Annotated in this window: 15 protein-coding genes and 1 pseudogene; 4 read left to right on the plus strand and 12 right to left on the minus strand. The window is 41.9% G+C overall.

What is annotated here, in order from left to right; translation table 11 throughout:
• Positions 1-82 precede the first annotated feature (82 nt).
• The 5 genes and pseudogenes from AB1I63_05375 to AB1I63_05395 all read right to left on the minus strand — a co-directional run bounded on the left by AB1I63_05375 (position 83) and on the right by AB1I63_05395 (position 4,282).
• A pseudogene (locus AB1I63_05375) lies at positions 83-620 on the minus strand (DUF1349 domain-containing protein).
• Complete coding sequence (locus AB1I63_05380) at positions 598-948, minus strand: MazG-like protein (GenBank protein MEW4354317.1); 351 nt, start codon at positions 946-948, stop codon at positions 598-600. Before AB1I63_05380 ends, AB1I63_05375 begins: the two are co-directional and overlap by 23 nt.
• Positions 949-1,411: 463 nt before the next feature.
• A complete protein-coding gene (locus AB1I63_05385; GenBank protein ID MEW4354318.1) occupies positions 1,412-1,759 on the minus strand; it encodes a hypothetical protein in 348 nt (115 codons plus the stop codon).
• A 210-nt stretch (positions 1,760-1,969) separates the two neighbouring features.
• Positions 1,970-3,283, minus strand: coding sequence for a glycosyltransferase family 4 protein (locus tag AB1I63_05390; GenBank protein MEW4354319.1), 1,314 nt, complete (start codon positions 3,281-3,283; stop codon positions 1,970-1,972).
• The gene (locus tag AB1I63_05395) at positions 3,284-4,282 is read right to left on the minus strand and encodes a glycosyltransferase (protein ID MEW4354320.1); all 999 of its coding nucleotides are present in this window, start codon (positions 4,280-4,282) and stop codon (positions 3,284-3,286) included.
• Positions 4,283-4,488: 206 nt separating this feature from the next.
• On the opposite strand from AB1I63_05395, the gene AB1I63_05400 reads away from it, so the two are divergent.
• Both AB1I63_05400 and AB1I63_05405 read left to right on the plus strand, forming a co-directional pair.
• Positions 4,489-5,475 carry an IS30 family transposase gene (locus AB1I63_05400; protein ID MEW4354321.1) on the plus strand — a complete coding sequence of 329 codons (987 nt, stop codon included), beginning with the start codon at positions 4,489-4,491 and terminating at the stop codon, positions 5,473-5,475.
• A 73-nt stretch (positions 5,476-5,548) separates the two neighbouring features.
• Positions 5,549-6,808 carry an ISL3 family transposase gene (locus AB1I63_05405; protein MEW4354322.1) on the plus strand — a complete coding sequence of 420 codons (1,260 nt, stop codon included), beginning with the start codon at positions 5,549-5,551 and terminating at the stop codon, positions 6,806-6,808.
• Between the two features lie 56 nt (positions 6,809-6,864).
• On the opposite strand, the gene ccpA is transcribed toward AB1I63_05405, so the two are convergent.
• A complete protein-coding gene (ccpA, locus tag AB1I63_05410; GenBank protein ID MEW4354323.1) occupies positions 6,865-7,869 on the minus strand; it encodes a catabolite control protein A in 1,005 nt (334 codons plus the stop codon).
• Between the two features lie 457 nt (positions 7,870-8,326).
• Between ccpA and AB1I63_05415 the strand changes: the two genes are divergently transcribed.
• Positions 8,327-9,409: a Xaa-Pro peptidase family protein gene (locus AB1I63_05415; GenBank protein ID MEW4354324.1), complete on the plus strand. Its 1,083-nt coding sequence runs from the start codon at positions 8,327-8,329 to the stop codon at positions 9,407-9,409.
• Between the two features lie 5 nt (positions 9,410-9,414).
• Complete coding sequence (locus AB1I63_05420) at positions 9,415-9,927, plus strand: GNAT family N-acetyltransferase (protein ID MEW4354325.1); 513 nt, start codon at positions 9,415-9,417, stop codon at positions 9,925-9,927.
• A gap of 249 nt (positions 9,928-10,176) precedes the next feature.
• Here AB1I63_05420 and AB1I63_05425 read toward each other — a convergent pair whose 3' ends face one another.
• From AB1I63_05425 to AB1I63_05450, 6 genes are all read right to left on the minus strand, one after another.
• Entirely contained in the window at positions 10,177-11,010 is an 834-nt protein-coding gene (locus tag AB1I63_05425) for an alpha/beta hydrolase (protein ID MEW4354326.1), read from the minus strand.
• 10 nt (positions 11,011-11,020) lie between these two features.
• Positions 11,021-12,028 carry an NADP-dependent oxidoreductase gene (locus AB1I63_05430; protein MEW4354327.1) on the minus strand — a complete coding sequence of 336 codons (1,008 nt, stop codon included), beginning with the start codon at positions 12,026-12,028 and terminating at the stop codon, positions 11,021-11,023.
• Between the two features lie 277 nt (positions 12,029-12,305).
• Positions 12,306-12,617 (minus strand): DoxX family protein, encoded by a 312-nt coding sequence (locus tag AB1I63_05435; protein ID MEW4354328.1) that lies wholly within the window; start codon positions 12,615-12,617, stop codon positions 12,306-12,308.
• Positions 12,607-13,026 carry an Rrf2 family transcriptional regulator gene (locus AB1I63_05440; GenBank protein MEW4354329.1) on the minus strand — a complete coding sequence of 140 codons (420 nt, stop codon included), beginning with the start codon at positions 13,024-13,026 and terminating at the stop codon, positions 12,607-12,609. Before AB1I63_05440 ends, AB1I63_05435 begins: the two co-directional genes overlap by 11 nt.
• Before the next feature lie 116 nt (positions 13,027-13,142).
• Positions 13,143-13,961 carry an SDR family NAD(P)-dependent oxidoreductase gene (locus AB1I63_05445; protein ID MEW4354330.1) on the minus strand — a complete coding sequence of 273 codons (819 nt, stop codon included), beginning with the start codon at positions 13,959-13,961 and terminating at the stop codon, positions 13,143-13,145.
• 31 nt (positions 13,962-13,992) lie between these two features.
• Positions 13,993-14,424, minus strand: coding sequence for a hypothetical protein (locus AB1I63_05450; GenBank protein ID MEW4354331.1), 432 nt, complete (start codon positions 14,422-14,424; stop codon positions 13,993-13,995).
• Positions 14,425-14,471: the final 47 nt, after the last annotated feature.

The raw sequence follows: 14,471 nt of genomic DNA on the forward strand, positions 1-14,471 counted from the left end.
GTTTAGTCATAAAGCAAAACTGAACGACTATATTTATAAATTTTATACTCTCTAAACATTCAGAGATTGAATGTGACGAATCTTAGTCCAAGTCGTCAGGTGCCTGACCGTCGTGAGCCTGCCATACACATTCTCCAAGGGACAGATCCGTAAAGCGAGCGGTGAAGAATGAATCCTCTGGGCTACAAGCGTAGATGCCAAAGGAAATCGTGCCCGCGGCGGCTGAGGCGGTACCACATTTCTTTGATGCTAGCCGCAATCTCAGTCGTTGCCCAGTCGGAGTAGCCATGATTGGTCACGACACTACCCAAGTGCTGAATGGTCTCATTTTCATACTCAATCGAAGCCTTGAGCCAGTTTTCACTGTCCAGATAGACTACGACCCCGCACTGGTCAAAGCGGTGCTTGCTGTCAAACATCGTCTTAACCACAAAGGAAAAGTATTCCTCATCGGTCTCCATTTGAAGGACAGGGGCGTTGTCATTGCGGAAATGATAATAGGTCCGCTGCCAGAGGTCTGTATGCGGAAGCGTTGTGATGGTAATTTCCTCATCCGACAGACTGTAAGCCGCGGGCTCCCGCGTCCATTTGAGGTTGTCAGCTACAAAAGTTGTTGTCATCATCTGCTCCTTTCCTTGATATGCCAAAACGGTTTTCTTTATCAGACAAGAATCTTTCTAGTTCTGCTTCAAGATCGACGTTCAAACGCTCGGATAGCTCCACTAACCACCAGATATTTTCAACCAGTTTTTGCTCCAAGCTATAGGGCGTTTCATCGTAGTAACGTCCTTGCTTGGTCATGACAAGGCGGTTGAGATTACCAATATCGTTTGACAAGCCTAGCAAATCCTCTTCAATCGTCCACTCACTACCGTGGTGCTTGATTTCCAAATCCCGATAGGTTTTCCGAATGGCAGAGCTACGCTCCAGTAATTCCCGAATGGTCATGTCGTCTCCTTTTCTATCAAGAGAGAAGAAAGCTATTTTTTCTTTTCGATAAGCACCCCCAGCGTCAACCCCATAGCAAATAAGATTGACAAGGCAAAGTCGTCCTATAGAACCATACCGACTACCCCAAGGAGTAGACCTGCAATCACACCTTCTATGATATAGGTTTCTGGCTCCTTCATAGCTCCTCCTGAAACACAAAAAAGACGCCCTAAAAAGGACGTCGCAACGTGGTTCCACCTTCATTCGTGCCTGCCTTATTCAGCTAGGGCAAACACCTCGAATTAGCTATATCGTAGCAACCGTTTTATGTTTTCATAAAAAATGAAAGAGGAGTATCTCATCAGGCTTTTTATGCGTTTGCAGCAACCACGCACTCTCTTGAAAAAAGTTCCTAACAGACTTGTCTCTGATTGTTATTATAGCACCTTTAAGTAAAATTTCAAGTATTTTGATGATTTTTTCAGTGTCTTTTTCGCAAGCGATATATCAGATGTCCAACACCAACTCCCAAAAGAGAAAATAAGCTATACATGATTTGATACAGAAAAATCCATTCTCCCAAAGCAATAAGAGTCAACGGAAATAAAAGAAAGACATACAAGGGATAGCGAATCTTAAAGCCATACAGCACACCATAAACCAAACTTACTAGAAAGACAACCGCTGGAATATAGACAAGTATCTGATTGACATAAAGAGCTTTTCGTACCAATTCATCGCTACTGAGATAGGGAATTAGAAATTGAAATCCTCCATAAATAAAGGATACCAAGAGTAAAAATAAACCATCTCGTTTTAGAAAATTCATGAGCCTACCTCCTATATATTCCTTATTTTATCATATCTTATTTTTATAGCCATTTCGTTTTAACTTATTACGTCGTTAACTCGTCTTGCCTAACCTAAGTTATGCCTGCAACTCGTTGCCTCGTACTAAATCAAAACTAAACAACTATACTATATTGAAAACGTTTTATATAAAAAACTGAGCATCTTTTGCTCAGTTTTCTCCACTTCCTTATCGTAGATATTTCTTAATTTGCTTGATTTGCTTTTTAGATGCTCGAAATATGCGGACCGAGCCATTGACTGGCATGGCAATCGCCTTGGTTGGCAGATAAACCATGGATTTCGCCATTCTCTTGGTCATGGATTCCTCAGGGTGCAACTCATTGTGAAAGTCTTTGGAAATAGTAGCATCCAAGTAAAATTCATAGACTCGCTTGCCAAAATTCTCAGCTGAAATCTCGTAGAGTTTCTGATTGAGTTTTTCCGTCTCCATATCTGGAGTAGCCAGCATAGCTTCTAAAATCGCCCCAGCCAAATCCCGTTCCACATAATAAAGCGTGCCAAACATCGGATCGTCAATGACATTATCCAAATAGGGATTGCCATGCGCGATAATCGGTGTGCCACTTGCTAGACTTTCAAGATAAGTCAAGCCCTGTGTTTCACTGGTTGAAGCAGATACAAAAAAGTCTGCTGCCTTATAGTAAAGCGCTGTTTCGCTCGGCGCAATCATGCCTGTAAAGATAACCTTATCCTCAATCCCTAGCTGTCTTGCCTGCTCTTTTAAATCCGCCGCATACGGACCATCTCCTGCCACCACCAAGCATACATCTTCTTGCTCTTTTAAGACCATAGGCAGAGCTTTAAGCACAGCTTGAATATTTTTCTCATAAGAAATTCGTGACAGGCTTAGGAGCATCGTCGTTTGATCACGAATGCCCAATCTCTCCCTGAGCTGCGCAATGTGCTCAGGCGAAATCTCTGGTCGCTCAAACTTGGCTAGCTCAATCCCTGTCGGAATGACCCGTTTTTCTGCCTTAATCTTGTAATTGACTAATAAATCATAAACAATTTCACTCGGACAAATCACCCCATCAAGCTCGCTCATAAAGCCACGCGCCATATACTTCACCATACTTGGACGAATCAAGACGCCTTTTGCAATATAATGCACATAATCCTCATACTGGGTGTGATAGGTATGTACGACCGGAATCCGCAGTTCTTTGGCAATCCAAATTCCTAGTAATCCCAAGGCAAACTCGGTCTGCGTATGAATAATATCTAGCTGATATTGGCGTGCAATCTCCAAGGCTTTTGAAAAGCCTCGATAAGCCACACGCCGATCTTTAAATGCAAAAAATGGGACACTTGGAATCCGAATAATCTGCCAATCCTCATAGCGATTGACATCCTTATCTGTCGTCGTAAAGATAAAAACCGTGTGCCCTAGCTTTTCTAACTCCGTTTTAAGCGTGCGGATACTGGTAGCCACCCCTGATACTTGGGGGAAATAGGTATCCGTAAAAAGACCAATTCGCATCTACATCTCCAATACTGTTTTGTAAGCCTCCACCAACTGATAGGCAACATCATCAATGGATCTACTTTGGGCGACTTTGTAACCCGCCTCTCTCTTATCAACTTTACCCTCTAAAATCTTGTAAAGAGACTCCACAAAATCATCAACCGTCTTTCCTAGCTCGGCAGAATTCTCATCAATCCAGCCCCCATAAACGGGAATATCACGTAGAACCACATGTTGGTAACTAGCAAGGGCTTCTAAGACCACGATACCTTCTGTCTCCTCATAAGAGGGGAAGAAAAAGGCATCACTACCACTCATGGCTCCTTCAAAAACAGCCCCCTTAAAATACCCTGGAAACTCCACATTTTCAGGATGATTAAAGAGCACCAAATCACGAATTTTCCGTGGAATGATGAGCTTATTGATGCTCCCCAGCCAGATAAAACGCACATCTGGCATTCGTTTGGCTACTTCGACAAAATCCTCAATCCCTTTTCGTTTGAAATAAAGCCCTGCACAGACAACAACCTTATCCCCCTCTTTGATGCCAAAGTGTTTTTTGAACACTTCTTCTTTTCGAGGATCTTTTTGGTATTTTTTGAGGTCAATCCCATTTGATACCGCAACGATCGGCGTCGTCACCCCGTAACCTTGAATCAAGCGCTTGGAGTATTCAGACGGTGTAATGATAAAATCCGCCTTTTGATACATATGAGTCAGATATTTCCCAAATAAAGAAGCAAAAAAGTTAGACCCGATAAAGGAATTTTGAAAATCTTCCTTGGTCGAGTGTCCATGCATAATGACCTTTTTTCCCTTCTTTTTTGCCTTGTGGAGGAGCCGCAGGCTCCCTGGACCATAGGTATTGATATGCACCACATCATAGTCTCCCAACGGATCTGTGGTGTAGGGAATCCCTGCCAAATCAAGAGCTTTCATTTGATGATGAAGGGCACGACCAATCCCTGATTTCTCAAGCACAGCCTTGCCTTCTAAATAGAGTAACACTTTCATAGCTCTATTATACCGAAAATTCATCAAAAATAAAAGAAAGGGCTGAGATTTCCCGGCTCTATAATTTCTGTAGTGGGTAACTTCCACTGAAGAGATTATAGGGCTTTTTCAGTGTCTTGAATTTACAATATAAGTGCACAATAAAAACTCATAAGATTTTTTCTAGTAAAATAAAACTGAACAAACATCTTACGAAAGGAAATCTTATGAGCTACCATCATTTTACCATAGATGAACGAGAAAGTATTCTGATTTATCGTACTAAAGGGATGACCTTTTCTCAAATAGCACGACTATTACATCGGCACCCCTCAAGTATTAGCCGTGAATTAAAACGTCATTCAAAACAAGGCAACTATTCGCCTAGTAGGGCACAAACAGCTTATCATCTCGCTAAATCGCATTGTGGGCGAAAAAGGAAATTAGAAATAGACACTGAACTCAGTCAGACCGTCAAGCATCTTTTTCTTGAGTGTCAATGGTCGCCAGAAGAAATTGAGGGGCGATTACGTTTAGAACGAGAAAGACCCGTCATTAGTTATCAAACCATTTATAGAGCTATCTATCGCGGTCACTTTGACGACACGCCTCTTTCACATGGTGCTCGTGGGGTTGTTCGCAAACTTCGTCACCATGGTAAAACACGCCATACACAATCCCATGTGGAAAAGCGAGGAAAAATTCCTATTTCTCATACCATTCATGAGAGACCAACAGCAGCTAATGAACGCTCGAGAATAGGTGATTGGGAAGCCGATACTGTTGCTGGAAAGACTGGAAAAGCTTGCCTAGTAACACTCACTGATAGGCATTCCCGCTTCCTCAAAATTCAGAAAGTAGCTGTCAAGAAAAGTAAATTGGTTATAGAAGCCATGGTAAATATGTTAGAGTCCCTACCAAAAGAAACAGTGACTCCTGATAGAGGTAAGGAATTCTCAGGACATCCTGAACTCACCGAGAAACTAAATGTCGAAGTCTATTTTCCTGATCCTCATGCTCCTTGGCAACGAGGAACAAACGAGAATACAAATGGCTTATTGCGAGAGTATTTTCCAAAAGGAAGTGACTTAACAGAGGTAGAACACTTGATCATTCAGGAATGGGAAGATAAATTAAACAACAGACCACGAAAATGTCTAAACTGGAAAACACCTTATGAAATTTTTTATGGGATAAATGTGCACTTAATTTGACAATTCGCCGTAGAAAAAAAGTCCCATATAATCTATAATGAAAAGCGACGAAACTCACATTAGAAAGAATCATATGGAACGACTTAATAATACCACAAATCTTATCGGAATAAAAGATAAAAATATCACCATCACTTCTGCTTACAAGTCTAAATCCCATATCCTCATTCAAGCAACCTTAGATTATCCTGCTCCTCCTTGTCCTCACTGCCAAGGAAAGATGATAAAATATGACTTCCAACGAGAATCCTCTATTCCTATGCTTGATATTCAAGGATTTCCTACTCTTCTAAAACTGAGAAAACGCCGCTTTAAATGCAAGTGTTGTCTACGTGTATCCGTTTCTCAAACGCCTCTCGTCAAGAAACATCATCAAATTTCTCAACCTATCTGGGATAAAATCACTCAACTACATACGGAAAAACTAACGAACTCCGATATTGCTAGAAGACTTCATATCTCTGTCTCTGTGGTACAGAGAAAACTGAATCAATTCTCCTTCAAGGAACAGTTCTCACAATTACCTAAAATCCTCTCGTGGGATGAATTCTCTCGAAATAAGGGAAAGCTGGCATTTATCGCTCAGGATTTTCAGACCAAAAAGATTATCACTATTCTTGAGAATAATCGGCAAACAACCATTAAAAACTACTTCCTCAAATACACGAGAGAGATGAGGGAAAACGTCAAAGTCGTAACTATGGATATGGCTGGAAACTACATCCCCATCATTAACTTCTTATTCCCGAAAGCAAAGATTGTCCTGGATCGTTTCCATATTATGCAGCACCTGAGCAGAGCTATGATGTCCACGCGAATTGCCATTATGAAGAACTGTAACAAGGGTTCTCTTCCTTATCGTGCTATGAAACATCATTGGAGAATCCTCCAAAAGGACAGCCGAAAACTCTCTAACAAACTCTTTTATTCTCGAACCTTTAGACAAACCTTAACCCCTAGAGAAGTGGTTCAAAAGACCTTAGACTTGTCAGAGGAACTAAGGCACTATTATAACCTGTATCAACTCTTGCTTTTCCATTTTCAGGAGAAGAACAGCGAGGCATTCTTCGGACTGATAGAAGACTATTTACCTACTGTGAATTCTACTTTCAAAACAGTCTTTACAACCTTTCTCAAATACAGACAATACATTACCAATGCAATTGAATTACCTTATTCAAACGCTAAGCTAGAAGCTACTAACAAACTTATCAAAGACATCAAACGACAAGCTTTTGGTTTTAAAAACTTTAAAAACTTCAAAGCTAAAATTCTCATCGCTTTAAACATACAAAAAGAGAGAACCAACCTGATTCTCTCTCGTATGGGGTAATACTTCACCCACTACAGTTGACAAAGTGCCGATTTCCCCTCAAAGCCCTGATGTTCTTATTTTTTAGTGGATTTACGCTCGACAATGCTGTGAGCAAGCAGAACCTCGCGCTCTTCCAACTCTTCCTTGTGCATAATCTTTGTCAGCATCCGCATACTAATCGCTCCCAAATCATACAAAGGTTGACCGATCGTCGTCATATTTGGACGCGTGAAGCGTGACACTTGCGTATCGTCACTCGTGATAATTTCAAAATCTTCTGGAATGTTGACACCATGGTCAGACAAGCCGTTTAAGAGTCCTGCTGCCAGCTCATCACCTGTAACAAAGGCTGCTGTTGCCTTTGAAGCAATCACGCGCTCTGCTAGCTGGTAGCCATCATCATAGCTATACTTGGACTCAAAAACCAAACCTTCGCTATAGGTCAATTTTTCCTTTTTCAAGGCCGCTTTATAGCCTGACAAGCGAATCTTGCCATTGATGTCATCCACCAAAGGTCCAGATACAAAAGCAATCTTCTCATTGCGCTCTGCCAACATACTTACCGCATCAATCGTTGCTTGCTTGTAGTCAATATTGACACTTGGTAATTGATGTTCGATATCTACCGTCCCTGCAAGAACCACTGGTGTGCGTGAACGAGAAAATTCAGAACGAATCTTATCGCTCAAATGATAGCCCATAAAAATGATGCCATCCACCTGCTTTGAAAAGAGGGTGTTGACCACAGAGACTTCCTTATCATCGTCCTCATCGCTATTTGCAAGGACAATATTATACTTATACATCTCAGCAATATCATCAATTCCTTTAGCAAGGGTTGAGAAATAACTGCTAATGATATTTGGAATCACAACGCCGACAGTTGTCGTTTTCTTACTTGCGAGGCCACGCGCCACCGCATTCGGTCGATAATCCAAGCGATCAATGACTTCCAAGACTTTCTTACGTGTGTTTTCCTTCACATTTTTATTTCCATTGACAACACGACTGACCGTTGCCATGGAAACTCCTGCTTCACGGGCGACATCGTAAATCGTTACTGTATCGTCTGTATTCATTTCGTTTCCTTTCTTTTTTATTCATGAAAATACCGTTTTCACATTCCTACCACAACCATTTTACCATGGATTGGAAACACTTTCAAGCATTTTAGTGTTTTTTAGAAAAAAAGTAATAAAAACGAAAATATTTGGAAAATAATAAGAAAACGGCAGAAACAAAGTAAGGCTCCCTACTAGAGAGTAGAAAATCTAGCAGAGCTAAAGCTAATGGTAAGGACTGGCTTGGGCTTACTTACCTTACTTGTGCAACGTTCAATTTTTTATAGTGATAGAAAGATAGGTTTCTAGCTTCTTTATGAATCAGCATAGCCCTCACTTCTGCATCTCAAAAAAATCCTGCTGAACAGCTCCCCTGAGTCTCCTTTTCTTCTTTTATTTTCTACTATTTTTCGAAAAATCCTTGATTTTTCAGTCATTTTCTGCCAAAATGAAAGAGTAGAAAGAAGGTACTCTTATGACCAAAATCAATGATATTCTAACTCAGTTGCAATCAGCCGATTTGGACATGGCTGTCTTTTCTGACCCTGTTTCCATCAACTACCTGACAGGCTTTTACAGCGACCCGCACGAACGCCAAATGTTCCTCTTTATTAGTCCAGATAGCGCACCGCTCCTTTTTGTGCCAGCACTTGATGCTGAGCGGGCACGCCAGACCGTTGATTTTGCGGTAGTTGGCTATGTAGATTCAGAAAGTCCGTGGGCGAAAATCAAAGCTGCACTACCATCTAACAACTGCAAGCGTATTGGACTTGAATTTGACAACCTCATTCTCACCAAGTATCAAGGTTTGAAAACAGTATTTGAACATGCTGAATTTGACAATCTCGCGCCAATCATCAACCGCATGCGCTTGATTAAATCAGCCGATGAAATTCAAAAAATGATGATTGCTGGAAAATGGGCTGACAAGGCCGTACAAATCGGCTTTGACGCTATTTCACTGGAAAAGACCGAGACGGACATCATCGCAGAAATTGAATTTGCCATGAAACGTGAAGGGCTTGAAATGAGCTTTGAAACCATGGTCTTAACAGGAGATAACGCTGCCAATCCTCACGGTATTCCTGGTCCTCACAAGGTGGAAAACAATGCCCTCCTCCTCTTTGACCTTGGGGTCATGGCAAATGGCTATGCCAGCGACATGACCAGAACCGTAGCAGTTGGTCAGCCTGATCAATTCAAAAAAGATATCTACCAGCTCACACTTGAAGCCCAAGAAGCTGCGCTTGCCATGATTAAACCAGGTGTGACAGCGCATGACGTTGACCGTGCAGCTCGTGAAGTGATTGAAAAAGCGGGCTACGGTGAGTATTTCAACCACCGCCTAGGACACGGAATCGGCATGGATGTTCACGAATTTCCGTCAATTATGGAAGGAAATGACCTCGTGCTTGAAGAAGGCATGTGCTTCTCAGTTGAGCCAGGTATCTACATCCCAGGCAAGGTCGGTGTCCGCATTGAAGACTGCGGTGTCATAACCAAAAACGGCTTTGAAGTCTTCACCGACACAAGCAAGGATTTGTTGTATTTTGGATAAGGGATATGTTTGAAACACTCGATTGTTCCACTCTTGGTTCTGCTTTTCACATCAAGCAGGTCAACTTGGAGCAGCTGGATGAGGTCCTCGCACTCTACCAAACCAATCCGCTTTATTTTAAGCATTGCCCACCAGAGTCCAGTAGGGAAAGTGCAAGGGAGGAGTTGACCAATTATCCTGCCTCCAGTAGCCCTAATAAGAAATACTATCTCGGTTGCTGGCAAGGTGAGCAGCTAGTCGCTGTTATGGATGTGGGGCTGGATTATCCGACAGACAGGACTGCCTGGATTGGCCTGTTTATGGTGCATGCTCAGCATCAGTACACAGGATTTGGTATCAAACTCTTTTACCTCTTGCAGGATTTGCTCGCTAGAGCTAACTACCATGAACTCCAACTCGCCTATGTCAAAACCTATCCAGAAGCCACCCATTTCTGGACAAAAGTCGGCTTTGAACCAATCGGGGGCAAAGTCCAGCAAGGCCCTCTTTATCTAGTTGTAGCTCAAAAGAGGATATAAACAGACACTCCGAATGAGAACCGTCTCTTCGGAGTTTTTTCACGAGCTTGAATAGGCAAAAGTGAGTGGGAGTGGGACAAAAAGTACCCGACCTCGTTACATTTTGTAGTTCTAACAGTTTGACGCAGTAGTTGTCGGGCTTGTAAAACATTGATAAATCAATATTCTACAAGCCGCGTCAACCTTGCGGGGGTGGGACTACAAAATCGATTTCTTCGAAATCACGATTTTTGTCCCACTCCCTTTTCCTTATTTCAAAAAAGAGAGTAATTCTTTTGAAAATTCATCTGCATTCTGAAAAATAGAGCCGTGACCTGCATTCGGATAAATAATTAGTTTACTTCCTTTGATTTTCCCATGCATGTCATAAGAATTTTCAGTCGGCACCTGCATGTCCTTGTCCCCATTGACAATCAAGGTTGGTTGCGTGATATGACGCAAATCATCCTCAGCAGCTTTTCCCCAACGCTTTATGGCCTTTAATTGGGTTAGGAAACCAGACACTTTCATCTCCTTATCCGCATGGGCTTCACTTCTTGCGGCCATACGACCCAACACTTTCTCGGCTTCTCTCTTACCTTGTTCATCATGATTATAGAAGATATAGCGTTTAGGATCCACACGTTCAAGACCAGCTCTTAGCATATAGCGGAAGGTTTTCCCTGTCACCTGATCCATTTCTTTTCCACCACGTGGGCCAGTTCCTGCTAAAATCAAGCGCTGAACCATATCAGGATGGAAGCGTACAATTTCTTGAGCAATCATTCCACCCATAGAAAGCCCCAGTAGGTTTATCCGCTCATACCCCAATGCATGGATGATACGAATTGCCTGCTCTGCCATACCAGGAATGGTAGCTGCAACCTTTCCTTGGCTAGCTCCTACACCAGGTAAATCCAAGACAATTAGGTGCTGCTGCTCCGCAATCAAATCGAGTAATTTAGGATCCCAATTATCTAATGTTGCTGCTAAATGTACCAACATGACTAGAGGCAAATCTGACTTTCCTTTCCCAAGTTCTCGATAAGCGATTCTCTCACCCGCTACTTCTACATATTGATTTTTTGTTGTGATATAAGACATACTATCCTGCTTAACGGTTATTAAAACTTAAGACTGTTTTCCCTCGAGAACGGCCATTTGCGACCTTGTCGAGCGCCTGATTGACATCTTCAAAGGCAAAGACGGTATCAACTGATGGCTTAATTTCAAGTTTGGTGAAAAGATCTACTACTTCTTGTAATTGCCGACCATTACTTTCTACGAAGATGAAGTGATAATGCACACCGTATTTAGCAGCCATTTTATCAAACTTATGACCTGCCGCTTCAAATAATAGTTGTTTTACTTTTGGTAAGTTCATCCGTTTTGCAAAGGCACCATTTGGCATTGCCCGCAAGGAAACAAGTTGACCACCCTTTTTCATAATGGACATTTGCTTCTCCGTTTCAGCCCCACCAAGGGTATCAAGTACATGGTCCATATTCAATAGGGTCTGGGTATAATCTTCAGTCTTGTAGTCGATAAAACGATCCGCACCAAGCGCCAAGACACGGTCTTTGTTGTCCGCACTACCGTTGGTAATGACAGTTAATCCTTTGGCTTTCGCAATCGGAATCGCCATGGCTCCAACTCCACCTGTCCCGCCTGAGATAAAGAGCGTCTCGCCAGCTTTGACCTCCATCAGCTCAAGCGCCTGCATAATGGTCAAGGCTGTGAGCGGAACCCCAGCCGCTTCTTCGTCAGATAGGTAGTCCGGCACCAAGGCAAGAGCATCTTCATCAACTGCTACATACTCAGCAAAGGCACCGATACTATCAAGCGGCAAGCGCCCAAAGACCCGATCTCCTTCTTGGAATTTCTGCGCAGCTGCACCACGTTTTTCGACAATTCCTACCACTTCATTTCCCGCAATGAGGGGCAATTTGTAAGGCGTGATCATCTTGACATCCCCACGGCTAATCATGTTATCGAGCGGATTGACCCCAGCTGTTCTAACCTTTACAAGAACCTGATGGCTGCCCACCTCTGGTAGAGGCACCTCCACCATGTCTAATGCAATATTGTTTTTGTTGTATTCTCTTACTTGTGCTGCTTTCATTTCTTTTCTCCTCTTTTAATAAAATTTTCATTTGGTTTTCCAGTCACTGACAAGGAAAATTGCAAGATTCATGACCAGTATAGTCTTTTAGTTTTGATTTAGTACTAGGCAACGAGGCGCAGGCATAACTAGAGTTAGTTGAGGATTGTTCCATAATCCTAATTTCCAACCTCCAACAGTCTCCCAGACTTAGTTGAGGATTATTCCATAATCCCAATTTCCAACCTCCAACAGTCTCCCAGACTGTTGGAGCAAGCCGAGTTAACGACGTAATAGATTAAAACGAAATGACTATATACGGTGTCAATTTCAAAACCATTGACATAGGGATGCCCCATTTTTTGCCCAAAGATTGAGCCAAGCCAATAAGCGTGACAAATTTTGGAAATATCCCTAGTATCATCATGCTTCCTACGATCATCTCAATAGCAAAGATGGTGTAGCCTGTTATTTCTGACATTCCGAGCGCCATGAAATGCTGGGCTGTTGCTGCTAAACCTACCTGCAGGCGATCCACGCCATGCTTCAAAAAGGGGAAGCCCAGAACTAAGCGAATAGCGAACCAAGCGAGTTTTTCCCTATCTTTCACATTGCAGCTCCTTTTGAATCGTTTCAATCACATCATTCAAGGTCTGAGTAGCTAGATTAGTCTCCAGGGCTTCCTCGGCTTGCGCTACAATGGGATCAAGAGCTGCATTGATGTGACCGCCTACTGGGCATTCCTTATTGGCATGCTGGTGGGTGTAAAGGAGCTGAGCGGGATTGACCGCCCGATAAATGTCTAGCAAGGTCATGCTTTCCTTAGCTTTCCCTAGCGAATAGTCAAAACTCCCCTCGTGCCTAATCAACAAATCCGCCTTTTTCAACAGGGAGATGATCTTACGAATGTAGCTAGCATTGGTACCCACGCTTTTAGCAATCGCCTCTGAGGTCAACTTGTCCTTACTTTCTGAAAACATAATCAGCGTATGCACCGCTACTGAAAATTTAGTGTCCATAGATTTTTCTTTCTTTTTTATTTTTTATATTTGTATCACATTCAAATACAAATATAGCATGAATAATAGTTTTGTCAACTTTTTTGATTCACTCTTTTCATACACTAAATGATACGTTAAGTTTTTGAGTGGCAGTACCTTAGCAAGGCGGCTACTGTTTCTTGCGAATAACCTTTTTCACTGACTCGCTTGATTTTTTTATCATCAAAATAAGCCCCTGAAACAGTCGCAACACCCTCATCAAAACTGAGATAATAGCCTGTTTCAATCCCTTCATCTAGGGTCTTTATCTGACTCTTAAGACTACGTTTGACATTATCATTTACTAAATTCGTTGCGACCAAGCCAGGATGGTAACAATTCACCGTCACCTGACTTCCCTTAGCTTTCAACTCCTCAGCCTGAAAACAGGTCAACCAAATAGTATATAATTTCGCATTATTATAAGCTCTTGAAGCTGTGTAATCCTTAGTCATTCCAAAATCAAGATTCTCAACAGAAGCAAAATGATGCATATAGGACGATGTATGAATCACACGTCCCTGATGTGATTTTTCCAATAATGGAAGAAGCTCTTTTGTCAATATAAATGGCACTTGAACAGATAGCATAAAAGTCATCTCTACATCTTCTTTCGTCGCAATTCTCTCATCCCCAAAGTAGGCACCAGCATTATTTATCAAGACATCTAAGCGCGAAAAATCTTCTTGAATCCTTCTTGCAAATGAATAGACTTCATCTTTCTTCGAGAAATCCGCTAAATAAGTATGGACAGCCTTATTTCCAGTCTGCAGTTGAACATCACTTAGAGCTACTCGCAGTTTCTCTGGATTACGTCCGTGTAAAATCACCTCATGCCCTTCACTTGCAAACTTCTGAGCAAGATGCTTGCCAATCCCGTCTGTCGACCCCGTAATTAAAATCGTTTTTTTCATTGTATGGATTCCCCAAGCTATCTTTATCCTTTTATTTCAAACGTTGCCCGTTTTTTACAAATGAAATGGTCTCTTCCATCTTATAAGCATGTAGTGCCGAAACATAGGTGACCAATTCAGCATTTAATGTAAGAGCTATTTCTTCATAAAAATTCTTTCGTACTTCTTCATTTGAAAATCCAATAATCATCAAGGCATGATACTGCTCTTCTTTCGGATTATCATGTGCTACATTGGGGGTATTCCATGTTGCTTTATTCCAAGGCAAATAGACTTGTGTTCGTAGTTCAGTCACTCCAGATATTTGTGCTAATTGTTCAGCTAGGTTGTCATGTACATAAGATTGAAACTTCTTTCTGGTAGCAGACTCTTTTCGTCTCAAATAAAGAATATCTCGTACTTGTGTGTCCTTTTTCGTTGTTGTCTGGTACCAACGTGAGGAAAATGGCCATCCCATATACATCAATGTTCTACGAAATACATTGATTTCATCCTCAAATGCTAATGCAG

Source organism: Streptococcus pneumoniae (genome assembly GCA_040719455.1).
GTDB classification, from domain to species: domain Bacteria; phylum Bacillota; class Bacilli; order Lactobacillales; family Streptococcaceae; genus Streptococcus; species Streptococcus pneumoniae_G.

What these genes read in the sequence shown, in the direction of transcription:
- AB1I63_05380 (MEW4354317.1), bottom strand. Translation starts at nt 948, where the DNA reads ATGACCATTCGGGAATTACTGGAGCGTAGCTCTGCCATTCGGAAAACC.
- AB1I63_05385 (MEW4354318.1), bottom strand. Translation starts at nt 1,759, where the DNA reads ATGAATTTTCTAAAACGAGATGGTTTATTTTTACTCTTGGTATCCTTT.
- AB1I63_05390 (MEW4354319.1), bottom strand. Translation starts at nt 3,283, where the DNA reads ATGCGAATTGGTCTTTTTACGGATACCTATTTCCCCCAAGTATCAGGG.
- AB1I63_05395 (MEW4354320.1), bottom strand. Translation starts at nt 4,282, where the DNA reads ATGAAAGTGTTACTCTATTTAGAAGGCAAGGCTGTGCTTGAGAAATCA.
- AB1I63_05400 (MEW4354321.1), top strand. Translation starts at nt 4,489, where the DNA reads ATGAGCTACCATCATTTTACCATAGATGAACGAGAAAGTATTCTGATT.
- AB1I63_05405 (MEW4354322.1), top strand. Translation starts at nt 5,549, where the DNA reads ATGGAACGACTTAATAATACCACAAATCTTATCGGAATAAAAGATAAA.
- ccpA (MEW4354323.1), bottom strand. Translation starts at nt 7,869, where the DNA reads ATGAATACAGACGATACAGTAACGATTTACGATGTCGCCCGTGAAGCA.
- AB1I63_05415 (MEW4354324.1), top strand. Translation starts at nt 8,327, where the DNA reads ATGACCAAAATCAATGATATTCTAACTCAGTTGCAATCAGCCGATTTG.
- AB1I63_05420 (MEW4354325.1), top strand. Translation starts at nt 9,415, where the DNA reads ATGTTTGAAACACTCGATTGTTCCACTCTTGGTTCTGCTTTTCACATC.
- AB1I63_05425 (MEW4354326.1), bottom strand. Translation starts at nt 11,010, where the DNA reads ATGTCTTATATCACAACAAAAAATCAATATGTAGAAGTAGCGGGTGAG.
- AB1I63_05430 (MEW4354327.1), bottom strand. Translation starts at nt 12,028, where the DNA reads ATGAAAGCAGCACAAGTAAGAGAATACAACAAAAACAATATTGCATTA.
- AB1I63_05440 (MEW4354329.1), bottom strand. Translation starts at nt 13,026, where the DNA reads ATGGACACTAAATTTTCAGTAGCGGTGCATACGCTGATTATGTTTTCA.
- AB1I63_05445 (MEW4354330.1), bottom strand. Translation starts at nt 13,961, where the DNA reads ATGAAAAAAACGATTTTAATTACGGGGTCGACAGACGGGATTGGCAAG.
- AB1I63_05450 (MEW4354331.1), bottom strand. Translation starts at nt 14,424, where the DNA reads ATGTATATGGGATGGCCATTTTCCTCACGTTGGTACCAGACAACAACG.